Genomic DNA, 15,820 nt, shown 5'->3' on the forward strand with positions numbered 1-15,820 from the left:
GTTCAGGGCATGGAGACGAACCAGCCCCGCATCCCCGCCCGCGCCCTCCGTATCGTCGGAGCCCTCACCTCTGCCGCCGCCGTCGCGGTCATCGGCACCGGAGCCATGACACCGGCTGCGGCGCAGGCCGCAGGGGTCGCCACCGGCCATCGAGTCCCGGTGCCTGCTGCGGTACCGCTCGCCAGCCCGTCAGCAATCACCACGACGTCGGCGACCGGTGCGGTCGTGACCTATCGGGTCCGGGCCGGTCAGCTCGAACGCGTGTGACCTGAAGGGTTCCCAGAAGTGCCGCGGGCCGAATAGCCGATGAGGGCTCCGACCATGGCCGGACCGAGAACGAGGACCCAGAGGAAGACCGCCGACGAAGCGTCGAGGTCGAGCCGCTCCGCACCGTAGCGCGCCACCAACACCGCCACGATGATCGCGACCGCGAGCACCGACACGATGACCCAGCGCACCAGGATCTCTCTGAGCCCCACACGAACCGCACGGGAGCCTCGCCGGTCCATCCCGTCGAACAGAGCCCAGGTGAAACCACCGAGGGCGAGCACGGCAAAGACCGCGAGACCGGCGCCGATGTTGGCGTCGCCCTGCGTCTCACCGAGGGTCAGCAGCAGGTAGGCGGCCGTGGCCGCGAGCCCGATTCCGAGCGCTCTCACGAAGACTGCCATCACTCCACGGTCCTGCTTCCTGGTCGGCCCAGCCATGAGGACAACTACTCAGTCCTGCGACGATAGCCGCGGGCAGCCCGCGCACTCGTGGCAACCCGGCAGGGCGTAGATGAAGCAGCAGGACTGCCGCTCGACCGCCGGGCCCACTCCCTGTCCCAGGGACCCACGTGCTTCCCGCACCGCCAGCGCCCACAGGTCGTCAACCATGCCGAGCCGTTGCTGGCTCGACACCTTCACGCCACCGTCATAGCGGTCGGCGATCTCCAGCCCCACAATCCGGTATGCCGTCCGCGCGGCGACGAGGCGTTCCTCAAGATCCGGGGCGGCTGAGGTGACCCGAAGGAAGCCGAGGCGCTGCGGATAAAGCCCCGGGGCGAGATCGCAGGACAGGCCCGAATCGTCGATGGTGCCGAGATCTGCGAGCCATGGGCCGGTGACTGCTGCGAATGCGGACACCTGCGCAGGAATGCTCAAGAGGTGCTGAAGGACAAAGGCCGAAGCCACCTGGGGAGGTGAGGGAACGGCATACAGACGGGTGTTCAGTTCTGTGAGTTTTGTGCGCCACTCTCCCGAGAATGCAAAGGCGCTGGTCAGTGGCCTGCTGAGGTGTCGTCCGCCAACAAATGCGAGATATCCGTGGTGTCGTGACATGAGTGAGGCGACGGCACCCGCATCGGGTGCCGTCGCCTCAGTGAGATCTCTCGAGGTCAGTTGTTGGCCTTGTCATAGGCCTCTTGGATCGTCGCTGGAATGCGACCACGTTCGCTCACGTCGTGGCCGTTCTTGCGAGCCCACTCGCGCACGGCGGAGACGTCCTTGCGACGTGCACCCGCGCTGCGGCCCGTGGCCTTGCGGCCTCCCGAGCGACGTGCGTGGCCGACCCACGGGGCGAACGCGTCGCGCAACTTGCTCGCGTTGCCTTCGTTGAGGTCGATCTCGTAGGTGACGCCGTCCAGTGCGAACGTCACGGTCTCATCAGCATCGCTGTTGTCGAGGTCGTCGACGAGCAACACCTGCACACGCTGTGCCATCTGGATTCCCTTCACATGTCGAACAAGACTTGCAAAGGTTATCAGTGCTAATTGTCGTCAGGGGTTTTGTGTTGTTCTTTTTCCCACTGGGTCTGGGCGAGTCGTTCGCGACGGTCGCCCTCGAGGATGCTCTTCATGAGGAAATAAAAGAGAATGGCCACGATGATCGTGGGCAGGATGGCTGCAAGATATGGCCAGATCGCGTCCCACATGATCATGCCTCCGGCTTGAGGTGGGGGAAGAGAATCGTCTCGCGAATGTTCACGTCCGTGAAGAGCATGACGAGTCGGTCGACGCCAAAGCCGATGCCACCCATGGGTGGTGCGCCATATTCGAGGGCGCGCAGGAAGTCCTCGTCGAGTTGCATTGCCTCGGGGTCACCGCCGGCGGCCTTGAGGGACTGGTCCTCGAGGACCTTGCGCTGGATCACCGGGTCGATGAGCTCCGAGAATCCGGTGCCGCGCTCGACGCCGCCGATGATGAGGTCCCACGCCTCGATGAGCCCGGGCTCGCTGCGGTGCGGACGGGCCAGCGGCTGGGCGATGGCGGGGTAGTCACACAGGAAGGTCGGCTGGAGCAGGCCCGGCTCGACGAGCTCACCGAGGAGCTCGAGGAAGACCTTGTCCTTGTCCCAGGCCGGGTCGATCGTGACCTCGTGCTTGGCGGCGTGGGCCCGCAGGGTCTCGAGGTCGGTGTCGACGTTGACGGTCTCGCCGACTGCCTCGCTCACGGCGTCGTAGACCGGCAGCCAGCGCCATTCGCCGTCGAGGTCGATCGTGCCCTTGTCGGTCTCGATCTGACGCGAGCCGATCGCGTCGGCGGCGGCGAGGTAGACGTCCTTGAGGAGCTGGGCGATCGTGGTCTGGTCACCCCACGCCTGGTAGGCCTCGAGCATCGTGAACTCGGGGGAGTGGGTCGCGTCGACACCTTCGTTGCGGAAGATGCGGCCCATCTCGTAGACCCGGTCGACGCCACCGACGACGGCCTTCTTGAGGTTGAGCTCGAGCGCGATCCGGAGCGTCATCTCCTGGTCGAACGCGTTGAGGTGCGTCTTGAACGGTCGCGCCGCAGCGCCGCCGTGGATGAGCTGGAGGATCGGGGTCTCGACCTCGAGGTAGCCCTGGCGCTCGAGCTCGTGGCGCATGGCGCTGTAGATCTTGGCCTTGGTGCGGACCATGTCGCGCGCTTCCTGGCGCACGATGAGGTCGGCGTAGCGCTGGCGCACGCGGCTCTCCTCGGAGAGCTCCTTGTGCAGGACCGGCATGGGGCGCAGCGCCTTGGAGGCCATCGTCCAGCTCGTGGCCATGACGGAGAGCTCACCGCGCCGGCTGCTGATGACGCGCCCGGTGACGGACACGTGGTCGCCGAGGTCGACGTCGGACTTCCAGGCGGCGAGGGCGTCCTCACCCACCTCCGCGAGGCTGAGCATGATCTGGAGCCGGATGCCTTCGCCCTCCTGCAGCGTGGCGAAGGCGAGCTTGCCGGTGTTGCGGATGAAGACGACGCGGCCGGCGACGGAGACGACGTCGTCGGTCTCCTGCCCGGTCTCGAGGTGTCCCCACTGCGACCGCACCTCGGCGAGGCTGTGGGTCCGGTCGACAACCACGGGGTATGCCGGTCTGCCGGCTTCCAGGAGCCGCTCGCGCTTCTCGCGGCGGATGCGCTGCTGCTCGGACAGGTCGATCTCGGGGGCTGCAGTCGTCGTGGCAGCCGTGTCGGCAATGCCTGCGGGGGTCTCGCTCACACGCTCAAGGGTACGAGGGTTGCCTGAGTGCTCTGGACGTGTGTCAGCGCGTGGCTCGTCGGATCGTCAGTGTGGGTGGGGTGGACAGGGTCTGGCCAACGACGCAGTAGCGCTCCGTGGACTTCGCGAGCCGGGCCAGCTCCTCGTCCGTCGCGTCGGTGTCGAGAGTTGCCGTGATGGTGATGGGGGTGATGCCGACGGGGGCGTCACGGTCGATGCCGAGGGTGCCGCGGGCGTCGAACTCGGCCTCGGCGTCCAGTTCGGCGCGGCGAATCGTCAGGCCCATGGACGTGGCGACGGATCGCATCGTCACACCTGCACAGGCAAGGACCGCCTCGAGGAGCATGTCGCCGGAGCACGCGTCGTAGCCATCGCCTCCCGTCGCGCGGTGCAGTCCGGCCCGAACCCTGCCCGACCAGGCGTCGACGCTCGTGGTGACGCCCGGGTCGCGCCAGTCGGCCCGGGCGGAGACGGAGACGACCGCCTCGTCGGGGTCGTCACGGTAGAGCTCCTTGAACGGTGCCTGCAGGGCGTGCAGGGCGGCGGCGTCGATGGGTGCGTGCATGGGGAGAGTGTCCCCTCCCGACTTCGACTTCGTGCCCTGTACGGACACGATCCATCGGCCGAAGGCCTCTGTCTTCGTGTCCGTACGGGGCACGAAGTCGGTGAGCGGACGGCATACGTGGTGGTCAGGCGTCTTCGTGTCCGGGACGGACAGCGAGCCGGGTGGTCCGTGCGGGGCACGAAGTCGGTGGGCGGACGGCATACGTGGTGGTCAGGCGTCTTTGTGCCCGGGACGGACAGCTTGGGCTCAAGTGATCGGTGCAACGTCCTGATTTTCTGGAGGTTGTCTGATGATGGGTCGTCCGCCGCTGCCTTGGGCAGTGCGTTCAGTGTTTTGGGATGGCATTTCGAGGGGTTGGTCGATCAAGGCTTCGGCTCGTGCTGCGGGGTGTAGCCCGGCGGCTGGGCGGAAGTGGATGAAGCAGGCTGGTGGTGTGAAGCCGCGTTTGGTCAAACACCGTCCTGGGATGTTGTCGTTCATTGATCGGGTTCGGATCGCGGAACTTGAGGAAGCTCGGTACAGCGCTGCCGCGATCGGTCGGGTGTTGGGGCGCCCGACGTCGACGATCACGCGTGAGCTGGCGCGTGGGTGTGATCGTCGCGGTGGGTATGACCCGGTGCGGGCTCAGGACGCGGTCGATGCGGCGATGAGGCGCCCGAAGGCGCGTAGGTTCGAGCTGAACCAGCGCTTGCACGTGGAGGTTCAGAAGCGTTTGGACCTTAGGAACAGTCCGGAGCAGATCTCGGGAAGGCTGCGTGTGGATTTTCCTGACGAACCGGAGATGTGGGTGTCACCAGAGACGATCTATCAGGCCTTGTACGTCCAGGGCCGTGGCGCGCTCAAGCGTGAGGTGGCGGCCACGCTGCGCACGGGGCGTGTGCACCGCAAGCCTCGCACCGCTGCGACCCGTAAGCCTGGCGCGGTCAAAGACATGATCAACATCAGCGAGCGCCCCGCCGAAGCCCGGGACCGGGCTGTGCCTGGCCATTGGGAAGGGGACCTGATCATGGGCGCGAACAACGCCTCCGCGGTCGGGACCCTGGTCGAACGGTCCACCGGGTTCGTGATGCTGCTGCACCTGCCCGATGACCACACCGCCGCGACGGTCGCTGCCGCGATGCAGGCCGCGGTCCCGAAGATCCCCGAAGTCCTGCGCCGCTCCCTGACCTGGGACCAGGGATCCGAGATGGCGTTGCACACCCAGATCACTCAAGCGACCGGGTTACCGATCTACTTCTGCGACCCGCACTCGCCGTGGCAGCGCGGCAGCAACGAGAACACCAACGGGCTCCTACGGCAGTACCTACCCAAGGGCAGCGACCTGTCTATCCACGGACCGGGGATCCTCGACAACATTGCCGCCGAACTCAACGCCCGCCCCCGTAAACGCTTCGACTGGGCCACCCCTGCCGAAGTACTCAACGCGTTCCTCACCAAACAAGGGCGCGTTGCGCCCACCGCTTGACGTTGCACCGACCGCTTGAATCCACCCAGTGGGCCGGGTGGTCCGTGCGGGGCACGAAGTCGGTGTGCGGACGGCATACGTGGTGGTCAGGCGTCTTTGTGCCCGGGACGGACAGCGGGCCGGGTGGTCCGTGCGGGGCACGAAGACGGTCTCTCAGCGCTCGTCGACCATGAGGTCGATCGTGTAGTCCTCGGCGCGATAGCTGTGGTCGCCGTACTCGACCGCGGTGCCGGAACCGTCGAAGGCCATGCGGGTCATCGTCAGCACGGGCGAGGCCCCGCGAATCCTCAGGTGCTTGCGCTCGGCGGGCGTCGGCATGCGCGCGGCGATCGACTGGTGGGCCACGACCGCATGGACACCTCGGGCGCGCAACGCGGCATACAGGCCGGTCGCCTCGAGTTCGTCGCGCGAGATGTCTCCGTATGCCGGGGGCAGCCAGTTGCGCATCACCGCGAGGGGGGCGTCCCCGGCCAGTCGCAGGCGCACAATGGCGAGCAGGGGGGTGTCGGCGGGCAGGTCGAGGGCGGTCGCGGCGCTCTGGTCGGTGACGGTCTCGTGCTCGAGAAGGATGGTGCGCGGCACTCGACCCTCGCGCTGCAGGTCGTCGAAGAGGCTGCTCAGAGCCACCCGTCGATGCACCTTGCGGTTGGCGACGGTCGTGCCGAGGCCACGCCGACGGACGAGGAGGCCCTTGTCGACCATCTCCTGGATGGCCCGTCGCACGGTCGGTCGCGAGAGCGAAAGACGCTGTGCCAGAGCCACTTCGTTCTCGAACGGGTCGCCCGGTTGGAGGCGCCCGTCGTTGATCGCGGCGCACAGCTGCTCGGAGAGCTGGTGATAGAGCGGGACCGGTGAGGTCCGGTCGATGCTCACGTTCACGAGCTGTGCGGTCATGTCCGGCACAGTAGCGAAAGGACGAGCAAATGACCATATGTCCTAACAAAGGTTGACACGGGTGGCATCGGAGCGGAACAGTTCTCGTCATGAGGATCGGACTGGCCGGTGTGGGCCGCATCGGCGCCTTCCACGCGAGCACTCTCGCGGGGCTGGACGCCGTCGAGGAAGTCGTCGTCGCCGACCTCGATGCAGGTCTCGCTGCGCAGGTTGCCGCCGAACAGGGGCTCACCGCGGCCCCGGACATCGAGGCGCTGCTGGCCTCCGGCATCGATGCGTTCGTCATCACCACCGCCACCACAGCGCATGCCGCGCTGCTCCGCCAAGCCCTTGGGGCCGGCATACCCACGTTCTGTGAGAAGCCCGTCGCCGCGACGCTCGACGAGACGATCTCGCTCACCGAGCTCGCCGAGAGCAGCGACACTCCCGTGCACATCGGCTTCCAGCGACGCTTCGATTCGGGCTACCGACGAGCCAAGGCCGCCGTCGAGGCGGGTGAGCTCGGCACGGTCCATGCGATCCGCGCGCTCACCCACGACCAGGAACCGCCGCACGCGGCCTACATCCCCACCAGCGGCGGCATCTTCCGCGACTGCTCGGTCCACGACTTCGACATCGTCCGCTTCGTCACCGGCCGTGAGATCGACACCGTCTATGCCACGGGCGAGAACAAGGGCGCGGACTTCTTCGCGGCGGCCGGCGACGTCGACACGGGCGCGGCGATCCTCACCCTCGACGACGGCACGCTCGTCACAGCGACCTCGACGCGCTACAGCGGCGGCGGCCACGACGTGCGCATGGAGCTCATGGGTTCGGTCGCGAACATCGCCGTGGGCCTCGACGACTCACTCGCCCTGCGTTCGGCCGAGGAGGGTGTGGCGTTCCCGGCCGGGCCTGCGCACCAGTCCTTCATGCAGCGCTTCATGGCGGCCTATCGCGCCGAGCTCACCGCCTTCTGCGACGTCGCAGCCGGCCGCATCCCCAGCCCGTGCACGATCCGCGACGCCCTCCAGGCCTTCCGGGTCGCCGAGGCCTGTGAGCTCTCCCGCGCCCAGCGCCGACTCGTGTCGATGTTCGAGATCCCCGACGCACCCGCACTCACCACCACCACGAAGGCCACCGCATGAGCGTGCCCGCCCGCCCACCCCTGACCGAGCGCATCGCCGGCGCCCCCATCTCGTGGGGGGTGTGCGAAGTCCCTGGCTGGGGCTTCCAGCTCGACGTCGACACCGTGCTGGACCAGATGCGTGAGGTGGGCATCGTCGCGACCGAGTTCGGGCCCGACGGTTTCCTCCCCGACGCACCCGCGGCCAAGGCGGCGAAGCTGTCCGAGGCCGGCCTGCGCGCCGTGGGCCAGTTCGTCCCGGCCATGCTCCACGACTCCGAGCACGACCCGCTGCCCGAGGTCGAGGTCGCCATGGCAGGGCTCGTCGCGGCCGGCGCCTCCACCGTCGTCATCGCAGCCGCCACCGGCGTCGAGGGCTATGACGCCCGGCCCGACCTCAGCGACGCCCAGTGGGCCACGCTCCTCGCCAACCTCGACCGCATCACCGACGCCGCCGCGCGACACGGACTCATCGCCACGCTCCACCCCCACGTCGGCACGCTGGTCGAGTCCGGCACCGAGGCCGAGCGTGTCCTCGCCGGATCGCGCATCGGACTCTGCCTCGACACCGGCCACCTCCTCATCGGCGGCGGCGACCCGGTCGGGCTCGCTCGGCTCCACCCGGAGCGCATCGCCCACGTGCACCTCAAGGACGTGCGACTCGACCTCGCCAAGGGAGTCCAGGAGGGCCGCCAGAGCTACACCGGCGCGGTCGCCGACGGCATGTACGTCCCCCTCGGCGAGGGTGACGTCGACATCGCCGCGATCGTCGGCTCGCTGGAAGACGCCGGGTATGCCGGGTGGTACGTCCTCGAGCAGGACACCATCCTGACGGGGTCACCTTCCGAAACCGGCGTGGACCCGGCAGCCGACGTGCGGGCCTCGATCGCGCACATCACGGCCATCGCGGAGCGCGTCGAGAGCGGCCTGTGATGGGTGAGCGCACGGCATACGATCTCGTCGCCATCGGGCGCACGGGAGTCGACATCTACCCCCTCCAGCACGGCGTGGGCCTCGAGGACGTCACGACCTTTGAGAAGTTCCTCGGCGGCAGTGCCACCAACGTCGCCGTCGCAGCCGCTCGTCATGGTCGTCGGGTCAGCCTCGTGACCAGGGTCGGGGGCGACGCGTTCGGGCGCTACGTCCAGCGCGAGGCAGAGCGGCTCGGCGTCGACCCGGTCCACATCACCGCGATCGAGGGCGAGCAGGGGAGGGTCCCGCCGACACCCGTCACGTTCTGCGAGGTGCATCCGCCGGACGACTTCCCGCTGTCGTTCTACCGCTACCCCATCGCGCCGGACCTCATGGTGGAGCCGACCGACGCGATCCTCGCGGACGTTCGCGCCGCACGGGTCCACTGGTCGACGGTCACTGGCCTGTCGCAGGAGCCCTCTCGCGCAACACATTTCGCGCTGTGGGAAGCCCGGGGCAGGGTTGAGCACACGATCCTCGACCTCGACTACCGCCCGATGTTCTGGGGCGCCCCCGCCGAGGCGAGCGAGCAGGTGGGGCGCGCCCTCGACCACGTGACGATCGCGGTCGGCAACCGTGAGGAGTGCGAGGTCGCTGTGGGCGAGACCGACCCGCATCGTGCGGCCGATGCGCTGCTCGAGCGCGGTCTCGAGCTTGCCGTCGTCAAGCAGGGTCCGCGCGGGGTGCTCGCCGCGACCCGGGACGAGCGCGTGGAGGTGGGGCCGTTCCCCGTCGATGTCATCAATGGGCTCGGCGCGGGTGACGCCTTCGGCGGAGCCCTCGTCCACGGCCTGCTCGCGGGCTGGGACCTCCGCCGCACGATCGAGTTCGCGAACGTCGCCGGCGCGATCGTCGCCGGCCGACTCGAATGCTCCACCGCCATGCCGACGACCGCTGACGTCGAGACGGCGCTCGCGGGCGCGGGGAGGAACTGATGGAGCTCGACGGCCTCACCCGGATCCGCGTCACCGACCCCGGTCGCATCGCCACCGCGTGGGCCGCGCGACGTCGTCGCCCCCTCGTCGGCGACGACGGTCGGATGCTGCTCATCGCGGCGGACCACCCCGCTCGCGGCGCTCTCGGGGTCCGCGGCAACGCGTCGGCGATGGCCAACCGGCGCGACCTGCTCGACCGCCTCGTGACTGCTCTGGCCCGGCCGGGTGTGGACGGGGTGCTCGGCACGCCCGACGTCCTCGACGACCTCGTCCTGCTGGGTGCCCTCGATGGCAAGGTCGCCATCGGGTCGATGAACCGTGGCGGCCTCCAGGGCGCGGTGTTCGAACTGGACGACCGCTTCACGGCGTACACGGCCGACGAGATCGCGACGCGGGGACTCGACGGCGGCAAGATGCTCACCCGCATCTGCCTCGGGGACCCCGGCACCGTCTCGACCCTCGAAGCCAGCGCCCACGCCGTCACCGGTCTCGCGCAGCGCGGGCTCATGGCGATGGTCGAACCCTTCCTCTCCGTCGTCGAGGACGGCCGCGTCCGCAATCTCCTCGACGCCGACTCGACGATCGCGTCGATCGGCATCGCGAGCGGACTCGGAGCGAGCAGCGCCCACACCTGGCTCAAGCTCCCCGTCGTCGACGACCTCGCCCGGGTCATGGAGGCGACCATGCTGCCCACCCTCTTGCTCGGCGGAGATCCCCAGGGGGATCCCCACGACACGTATGCCGCGTGGTCCGATGCGCTCACCCTCCCGTCCGTGACCGGTCTCGTCGTCGGACGCGCCCTGCTCTATCCGCCGGACGGTGACGTGGCCGCAGCCGTCGACATCGCCTCCGGCCTCGTCCACGGTGGTGCCTCATGACGGGCCCAGACGGCACACCCTCTGCCCAGCCAGTCGAGTGGAGAGAACACGCCGTTGGGGCAGGTGCACGCGCGGCGCGTTCTCTCCACTCGACCGGTGGGGTGGGAGCGGACAACTCTCGGTGGGTTCGCGCCCTGGGTGAAGCCGCTTCTGGCGACTTCGCTGTCGCCATCGCCCCGACTCCTCCCGCTGCGTCTGCGGATGCGGCGGTTCCAGCCACTGGATCCGCAGACGTGACGGGGTGGCGGCACTGCTCCTTGCGCGTCGCCGACCTCGCCCCCGACGCCACCCTCGCCCACGAGACCGGGGATGAGGAGATCGTCGTCGTGCCCCTGGCGGGCTCGGTGACGATCGACATCGTGGGCGCCGACTCGATCTCCCTCGACGGACGAGCGAGCGTCTTCGAGGGACCCAGCGACACGGCATACCTGCCTCGTCGGTGCACGATCACGGTGCGTGCGAGCGGAACTGGCGCACGCGTGGCCCTGTGTGGTGCCCGCGCGACGACCGATCGCGAGCCGCGACGGATCGCCGCCGAGGTGGCGCAACCCGAGCTGCGTGGTGCCGGCAGCGCGAGTCGTGAGGTGAGGGCCTTCGGGCTGCCACCCGTCCTCGATGCCGACGCGATCCTCGTTTGCGAGGTCATCACCCCCGCGGGGAACTGGAGCTCGTGGCCGCCGCACAAGCACGACCAGGACCACCCGGGCGTCGAGTCCGAGCTGGAGGAGATCTACTACTTCGAGACGCGCTCGACCGACCCACGCGGCACGGATCCGGTGGGCTACCAACGGGTCTACGGCACCGGCGACCGCCCGATCGACGTCCTCGCCGAGGTCCGAACCGGCGATGTCGTGCTCGTTCCCCACGGCTGGCACGGGCCCGCGATGGCCGCGCCGGACGCCGACCTCTACTACCTCAACGTCATGGCTGGCCCGGGCGCCGAGCGCGTCTGGCTCATCGCCGACGACCCCGCGCATGCCTGGGTCCGCGAGGGCTGGACGGACACGCCTGTGGACCCGAGACTTCCTTTCAGCAGCGATGGAGGTGCGAGCAATGAGTGAGACCGTGCGACTCACGGTGGCCCAGGCGACGATCCGCTTCCTCGGACAACAGTGGTCCGAGCGGGACGGGGATCGCCAGCGGCTCTTCGCCGGTTGCTTCGGCATCTTCGGCCACGGCAACGTCGCGGGCATCGGGCAGGCGCTCCTGCAGGAGGAGCTGCGCGCTGCGGATCGCGAAGAGGTCGCCGACCTGCCCTACGTGCTCGTCCGCAACGAGCAGGCGATGGTGCACACCGCCGTCGGCTACGCCAAGCAGAAGGACCGGCTCCAGACGTGGGTGTGCACCGCCTCGGTCGGACCCGGCTCCACGAACATGCTCACCGGCGCCGCGCTCGCGACGATCAACCGGATCCCGGTGCTGCTCCTGCCTTCTGGCACCTTCGCGACCCGGGTCTCGTCCCCGGTGCTCCAGGAACTCGAGACGGCGTATGCCGGTGACGTGACCGTCAATGACGCCTTCCGTCCGCTGTCGCGCTACTTCGACGAGGTCATGCGGCCCGAACAGCTGCCGTCGGCGCTCCTGTCGGCGATGCGCGTCCTCACCGACCCCGTCGAGACGGGCGCAGTGACGATCTCGCTGCCCCAGGACGTGCAGGCCGAGGCCTTCGACTGGCCGGTCGAGCTCTTCGACGAGCGCGTCTGGCACGTGGCCCGGCCAGTGCCCGAGGCGTCACGGATCGCCGCAGCCACCGAACTCATCCGGACGGCGAAGAAGCCGCTCATCGTGGCCGGGGGCGGGGTGCACTACTCGGGCGCCGAGGACGCGCTGGCCGCGTTCGCCTCAGTGACCGGCGTCCCCGTGGCCGAGACCCAGGCCGGCAAGGGGTCCTTGCTGCACGGCCACCCACAGCTGGTCGGGGCGATCGGCTCGACCGGCACGACCGCCGCCAATGCCCTCGCGGCCGAGGCCGACGTCGTCATCGGCATTGGCACGCGCTGGGGCGACTTCACCACGGCATCGCGAACGGCCTTTGCCCGCAATGGTGTTCGCTTCATCAACCTCAACATCGCGTCGTTCGACGCGGGCAAGCAAGCCGGCCTGTCCGTTGTCGGCGACGCCCGCGAGTCCCTGTTCGCACTCGCCGAGGCCCTCGAGGGCTGGTCCGTGTCCGACACGTATCGCAAACGGCAGGGCACCCTGTGGCGCCGATGGGACAAGGCCGTTGCCACGGCATACTCGCCGCCTGTGTCGGTCACCGAGGCACTGGCCGACGGACTGCTCACCCAGTCGTCGGTCGTCGGTGCCGTCAACGAGCTGAGCGACCCTCGCGACGTCGTGCTGTGCGCGGCTGGGTCGATGCCCGGTGACCTCCACAAGCTGTGGCGGGTGCGTGACCGCAAGGGCTATCACGTCGAGTACGGCTACTCCTGCATGGGCTACGAGGTGCCCGCGTCGATCGGGATCCGGCTCGCCGACCCCACGCGCGACGTCTTCGCGATGGTCGGCGACGGCGGCTACCTCATGATGCCGACCGAGCTCGTCACCGCGGTGCAGGAGCGGGTCAAGGTCATCGTCGTGCTCGTGCAGAACCACGGGTTCCACTCCATCGGGTCGCTCTCTGAGGGGCTTGGCTCGCAACGGTTCGGGACGGCCTACCGGAGTCGGGGAGAGGGTTCGCACCGGCTCGACGGAGACGTCCTGCCCGTTGACCTCGCCGCCAACGCCCGCAGCCTCGGCGCCCACGTCATCGAGGTGCACTCGCGTGCCGAGCTCACCGACGCCATCGCGGCCGCCAAGGCCTGGCCGAGCGACGGTGGGCCGGTCGTCATCCACGTCGAGACCGACCCGAGGGTCTTCTCGCCCGACAGCGAGAGCTGGTGGGACGTGCCCGTTGCCCAGGTCAGTGGGCTCGAGACGACCCAGAGCGCCTTCGACTCCTATGTCGTGCACAAGCAGGGCCAGCGCCCCCTCGTCGGTCCGGCGGAGAAGTCATGAGCGAGGTCCTGCGCGTTGGCGTCGTGGGTGTCGGGATCATGGGCGCCGACCACGCGGAGCGCCTCGTCCGACGGACCGCTCACGCGCGTCTCGTTGCGGTCGCCGATCCGGACGAGGCTCGCGCCAAGGAGCTGGCCGGGCAGTTCGCCGGGGTGCGCGCAGTCGGTGACGCGCTCGAGCTCATCGGTGCCGACGACGTCGACGCCGTGATCCTGGCGTCGCCGGGCTTCGTGCACGAGGAGCAGGTGCTCGCCTGCCTCGCAGCCGGCAAGCCGGTGCTGTGCGAGAAGCCCTTGACCATGGACTCGGAGTCGTCGCTGCGCCTTGTCCGGGCCGAACGAGACCTCGGGCGCCGGCTCATCCAGGTCGGGTTCATGCGCCGCTTCGACCCCGAGTACGCCCAGCTCCGATCCGTGCTGGCGGGCGGGAGTCTCGGCCGAACTCTGCTGCTGCACAACGTCCATCGCAACGCGTCTGTCCCGAACACCGACTTCCGCTCCGAGATGATCGTGCGCGACAGCCTCGTCCACGAGGTCGACGTCGCCCGCTTCCTCTTCGGCGAGGAGGTTGCGGCCGTCCAGGTGTTGTCGCCCGCGTCGACGTCACACGCGTCGGCCGGTGTCGTCGACCCACAGGTCGCGATCTTCACGATGGCCGGCGGCGGCATCGTCACGAACGAGGTCTTCGTGAACAGCCAGGTCGGCTACGAGGTGAGGTGTGAGGCGGTGGCGGAGCGTGGCTCCGTCATCATCGGTCAGCCCTCGACCGGCCTCTACTCGACCGCACTCGCCGTCGACGGCCTCGGCCGCTGGGGTGGCTCGGTCCCGGCGGACTACCGGACGAGGTTCGCCACGGCATACGACCTCGAAGTCCAGGCGTGGGTCGACTCGGCCCTCCAAGGCGAGTCCGTCGGACCTTCCGTCTGGGACGGGTATGCCGCCACGGCAGTCTCGACCGCCGGCATGGCCTCGCTCGCCAGCGGCGAGCGCGTCACCGTCGACCTCGTCGACAGACCCGGACCCACAACCCCTGCCTCCAGAACCCCCACGAAGGAACAATCATGAGCGCACCCACCCGCATCACCCACCTCATCGCCGGCCAGTCCTGGGACGGCACTGCGGAGCGGACCAGCGCCGTCTACAACCCCGCCACGGGCGAAGAGACCGGTGCCCTCGACCTGGCCTCGGCCGAGCTCGTCGGTGAGGCGGTCGCGAAGGCCAAGGAGGCGTGGGCCTCGGAGTGGGGCAGCTCCTCGCTCGCCAAGCGCACCCAGGTGCTGTTCCGCTTCCGCGAGCTCCTCAACGAGAAGAAGGAGGACATTGCTGCCCTCATCACCGCCGAACACGGCAAGGTCCTCTCCGACGCTCTGGGCGAGGTGACTCGAGGTCTCGAGGTTGCCGAATTCGCCTGCGGCATACCGCATCTCCTCAAGGGCGGCTACACCGAGAACGCTTCCACGAAGGTTGACGTCTATTCGATCCGCCAGTCGCTCGGCGTCGTCGCCGTCATCTCGCCGTTCAACTTCCCGGCCATGGTGCCGTTGTGGTTCGTGCCCGTCGCGATCGCCTGTGGCAACGCCGTCGTCCTCAAGCCCAGCGAGAAGGACCCGTCGGCAGTCGTCGCCGTGGCCGAGCTGTGGCGCGAGGCCGGGCTGCCCGACGGGGTCATGAACGTCGTCCACGGTGACAAGGAAGCCGTCGACGCCCTGCTCACCCACTTTGATGTGCGCGCCGTTTCCTTCGTCGGGTCGACGCCGATCGCGCGCTACGTCTACGAGACGGGCACGGCTCACGGCAAGCGGGTCCAGGCACTCGGCGGGGCCAAGAACCACATGCTCGTTCTCCCCGACGCCGACCTCGACCTCGCGGCCGATGCTGCCGTCAACGCCGGCTTCGGCTCGGCCGGCGAGCGGTGCATGGCGATCTCGGCCCTCGTCGCGGTCGAGCCGATCGCCGACGAGCTCATCGAGAAGATCAAGGACCGCGTCGGCAAGCTCGTCACCGGCGACGGCACGCGCGGCACCGACATGGGGCCGCTCGTGACCAAGCAGCACCGCGACAAGGTGGCGTCCTACCTCGACGCCGGGGTCGAGTCCGGGGCCGAGCTCGTCGTCGACGGGCGCGACGTCGACATCGACGCCGACGGGGAGGGCTTCTTCCTCGCCCCCACCCTGTTCGACAAGGTCTCGAGCGACATGTCGATCTACACGGATGAGATCTTCGGGCCGGTGCTCTCCGTCCTGCGGGTCCAGTCCTACGACGAGGGACTCGAGCTCATCAACTCCAACCCCTATGGCAACGGCACCGCGATCTTCACCAACGACGGTGGGGCCGCCCGGCGCTTCCAGAACGAGGTCGAGGTCGGCATGGTCGGCATCAACGTCCCGATCCCGGTGCCGATGGCCTACTACTCCTTCGGCGGGTGGAAGAACTCCCTCTTCGGCGACAGCCACGCCCACGGCATGGAGGGCGTCAACTTCTTCACCCGCGGCAAGGTCGTCACGTCCCGCTGGCTCGACCCGTCACACGGTGGCCTCAACCTCGGCTTCCCCCAGAACACCTGA

17 protein-coding genes are annotated in these 15,820 nt (G+C 68.7%); 10 read left to right on the plus strand and 7 right to left on the minus strand.

All coding sequences use genetic code 11. The annotated features are described in order from the left end of the window. Window positions 1-9: 9 nt before the first annotated feature. Window positions 10-267: a hypothetical protein gene (locus JNB_RS13450; RefSeq protein WP_009777037.1), complete on the plus strand. Its 258-nt coding sequence runs from the start codon at window positions 10-12 to the stop codon at window positions 265-267. Here JNB_RS13450 and JNB_RS13455 read toward each other — a convergent pair. From JNB_RS13455 to JNB_RS13480, 6 genes are all read right to left on the minus strand, one after another. Next, a complete protein-coding gene (locus JNB_RS13455) occupies window positions 249-671 on the minus strand; it encodes a hypothetical protein (RefSeq protein ID WP_009777038.1) in 423 nt (140 codons plus the stop codon). The two genes, JNB_RS13450 and JNB_RS13455, sit on opposite strands and share 19 nt — an antisense overlap. 48 nt (window positions 672-719) lie before the next feature. Further along, a complete protein-coding gene (locus JNB_RS13460) occupies window positions 720-1,175 on the minus strand; it encodes a (2Fe-2S)-binding protein (RefSeq protein ID WP_009777039.1) in 456 nt (151 codons plus the stop codon). 203 nt (window positions 1,176-1,378) lie between these two features. After that, complete coding sequence (locus tag JNB_RS13465) at window positions 1,379-1,702, minus strand: Lsr2 family protein (RefSeq protein ID WP_040883814.1); 324 nt, start codon at window positions 1,700-1,702, stop codon at window positions 1,379-1,381. Window positions 1,703-1,749: 47 nt separating this feature from the next. Continuing rightward, window positions 1,750-1,920, minus strand: coding sequence for a hypothetical protein (locus JNB_RS13470; RefSeq protein ID WP_009777041.1), 171 nt, complete (start codon window positions 1,918-1,920; stop codon window positions 1,750-1,752). Then, entirely contained in the window at window positions 1,917-3,446 is a 1,530-nt protein-coding gene (lysS, locus tag JNB_RS13475; protein ID WP_009777042.1) for a lysine--tRNA ligase, read from the minus strand. The genes JNB_RS13470 and lysS overlap by 4 nt, the downstream gene beginning before the upstream one ends. 43 nt (window positions 3,447-3,489) lie before the next feature. After that, a complete protein-coding gene (locus JNB_RS13480; RefSeq protein WP_202795232.1) occupies window positions 3,490-4,011 on the minus strand; it encodes an OsmC family protein in 522 nt (173 codons plus the stop codon). A 289-nt stretch (window positions 4,012-4,300) separates the two neighbouring features. Between JNB_RS13480 and JNB_RS13485 the strand changes: the two genes are divergently transcribed. Next, complete coding sequence (locus tag JNB_RS13485) at window positions 4,301-5,476, plus strand: IS30 family transposase (protein WP_085942696.1); 1,176 nt, start codon at window positions 4,301-4,303, stop codon at window positions 5,474-5,476. Between the two features lie 153 nt (window positions 5,477-5,629). Here the strand turns inward: JNB_RS13485 and JNB_RS13490 are convergent, their stop codons facing one another. After that, complete coding sequence (locus JNB_RS13490) at window positions 5,630-6,370, minus strand: GntR family transcriptional regulator (RefSeq protein ID WP_009777044.1); 741 nt, start codon at window positions 6,368-6,370, stop codon at window positions 5,630-5,632. Between the two features lie 89 nt (window positions 6,371-6,459). On the opposite strand from JNB_RS13490, the gene JNB_RS13495 reads away from it, so the two are divergent. The 8 genes from JNB_RS13495 to JNB_RS13530 all read left to right on the plus strand — a co-directional run bounded on the left by JNB_RS13495 (window position 6,460) and on the right by JNB_RS13530 (window position 15,820). Further along, window positions 6,460-7,497 (plus strand): Gfo/Idh/MocA family oxidoreductase, encoded by a 1,038-nt coding sequence (locus tag JNB_RS13495; protein ID WP_009777045.1) that lies wholly within the window; start codon window positions 6,460-6,462, stop codon window positions 7,495-7,497. Then, on the plus strand, window positions 7,494-8,408 hold the full coding sequence (locus JNB_RS13500; protein WP_009777046.1) for a TIM barrel protein: 915 nt from the start codon (window positions 7,494-7,496) through the stop codon (window positions 8,406-8,408). The genes JNB_RS13495 and JNB_RS13500 overlap by 4 nt, the downstream gene beginning before the upstream one ends. Continuing rightward, window positions 8,408-9,382 carry a 5-dehydro-2-deoxygluconokinase gene (gene iolC, locus JNB_RS13505; protein WP_009777047.1) on the plus strand — a complete coding sequence of 325 codons (975 nt, stop codon included), beginning with the start codon at window positions 8,408-8,410 and terminating at the stop codon, window positions 9,380-9,382. Before JNB_RS13500 ends, iolC begins: the two co-directional genes overlap by 1 nt. Then, window positions 9,382-10,260, plus strand: a complete 879-nt coding sequence (locus tag JNB_RS13510) for a hypothetical protein (RefSeq protein ID WP_009777048.1) — start codon at window positions 9,382-9,384, stop codon at window positions 10,258-10,260. Before iolC ends, JNB_RS13510 begins: the two co-directional genes overlap by 1 nt. A gap of 233 nt (window positions 10,261-10,493) precedes the next feature. After that, window positions 10,494-11,321 (plus strand): 5-deoxy-glucuronate isomerase, encoded by an 828-nt coding sequence (iolB, locus tag JNB_RS13515; RefSeq protein WP_009777049.1) that lies wholly within the window; start codon window positions 10,494-10,496, stop codon window positions 11,319-11,321. Continuing rightward, the gene (gene iolD, locus JNB_RS13520) at window positions 11,314-13,257 is read left to right on the plus strand and encodes a 3D-(3,5/4)-trihydroxycyclohexane-1,2-dione acylhydrolase (decyclizing) (RefSeq protein WP_009777050.1); all 1,944 of its coding nucleotides are present in this window, start codon (window positions 11,314-11,316) and stop codon (window positions 13,255-13,257) included. The genes iolB and iolD overlap by 8 nt, the downstream gene beginning before the upstream one ends. Next, a complete protein-coding gene (locus JNB_RS13525) occupies window positions 13,254-14,321 on the plus strand; it encodes a Gfo/Idh/MocA family protein (RefSeq protein ID WP_009777051.1) in 1,068 nt (355 codons plus the stop codon). The genes iolD and JNB_RS13525 overlap by 4 nt, the downstream gene beginning before the upstream one ends. After that, on the plus strand, window positions 14,318-15,820 hold the full coding sequence (locus JNB_RS13530; RefSeq protein WP_009777052.1) for a CoA-acylating methylmalonate-semialdehyde dehydrogenase: 1,503 nt from the start codon (window positions 14,318-14,320) through the stop codon (window positions 15,818-15,820). Before JNB_RS13525 ends, JNB_RS13530 begins: the two co-directional genes overlap by 4 nt.

Source organism: Janibacter sp. HTCC2649 (assembly GCF_000152705.1).
GTDB lineage: Bacteria > Actinomycetota > Actinomycetes > Actinomycetales > Dermatophilaceae > Knoellia.

What these genes read in the sequence shown, in the direction of transcription:
- JNB_RS13485 (WP_085942696.1), top strand. Translation starts at nt 4,301, where the DNA reads ATGATGGGTCGTCCGCCGCTGCCTTGGGCAGTGCGTTCAGTGTTTTGG.
- JNB_RS13500 (WP_009777046.1), top strand. Translation starts at nt 7,494, where the DNA reads ATGAGCGTGCCCGCCCGCCCACCCCTGACCGAGCGCATCGCCGGCGCC.
- JNB_RS13495 (WP_009777045.1), top strand. Translation starts at nt 6,460, where the DNA reads ATGAGGATCGGACTGGCCGGTGTGGGCCGCATCGGCGCCTTCCACGCG.
- JNB_RS13530 (WP_009777052.1), top strand. Translation starts at nt 14,318, where the DNA reads ATGAGCGCACCCACCCGCATCACCCACCTCATCGCCGGCCAGTCCTGG.
- JNB_RS13450 (WP_009777037.1), top strand. Translation starts at nt 10, where the DNA reads ATGGAGACGAACCAGCCCCGCATCCCCGCCCGCGCCCTCCGTATCGTC.
- JNB_RS13465 (WP_040883814.1), bottom strand. Translation starts at nt 1,702, where the DNA reads ATGGCACAGCGTGTGCAGGTGTTGCTCGTCGACGACCTCGACAACAGC.
- JNB_RS13455 (WP_009777038.1), bottom strand. Translation starts at nt 671, where the DNA reads ATGGCAGTCTTCGTGAGAGCGCTCGGAATCGGGCTCGCGGCCACGGCC.
- JNB_RS13470 (WP_009777041.1), bottom strand. Translation starts at nt 1,920, where the DNA reads ATGATCATGTGGGACGCGATCTGGCCATATCTTGCAGCCATCCTGCCC.
- JNB_RS13490 (WP_009777044.1), bottom strand. Translation starts at nt 6,370, where the DNA reads ATGACCGCACAGCTCGTGAACGTGAGCATCGACCGGACCTCACCGGTC.
- iolD (WP_009777050.1), top strand. Translation starts at nt 11,314, where the DNA reads ATGAGTGAGACCGTGCGACTCACGGTGGCCCAGGCGACGATCCGCTTC.
- JNB_RS13510 (WP_009777048.1), top strand. Translation starts at nt 9,382, where the DNA reads ATGGAGCTCGACGGCCTCACCCGGATCCGCGTCACCGACCCCGGTCGC.
- iolC (WP_009777047.1), top strand. Translation starts at nt 8,408, where the DNA reads ATGGGTGAGCGCACGGCATACGATCTCGTCGCCATCGGGCGCACGGGA.
- JNB_RS13525 (WP_009777051.1), top strand. Translation starts at nt 13,254, where the DNA reads ATGAGCGAGGTCCTGCGCGTTGGCGTCGTGGGTGTCGGGATCATGGGC.
- JNB_RS13480 (WP_202795232.1), bottom strand. Translation starts at nt 4,011, where the DNA reads ATGCACGCACCCATCGACGCCGCCGCCCTGCACGCCCTGCAGGCACCG.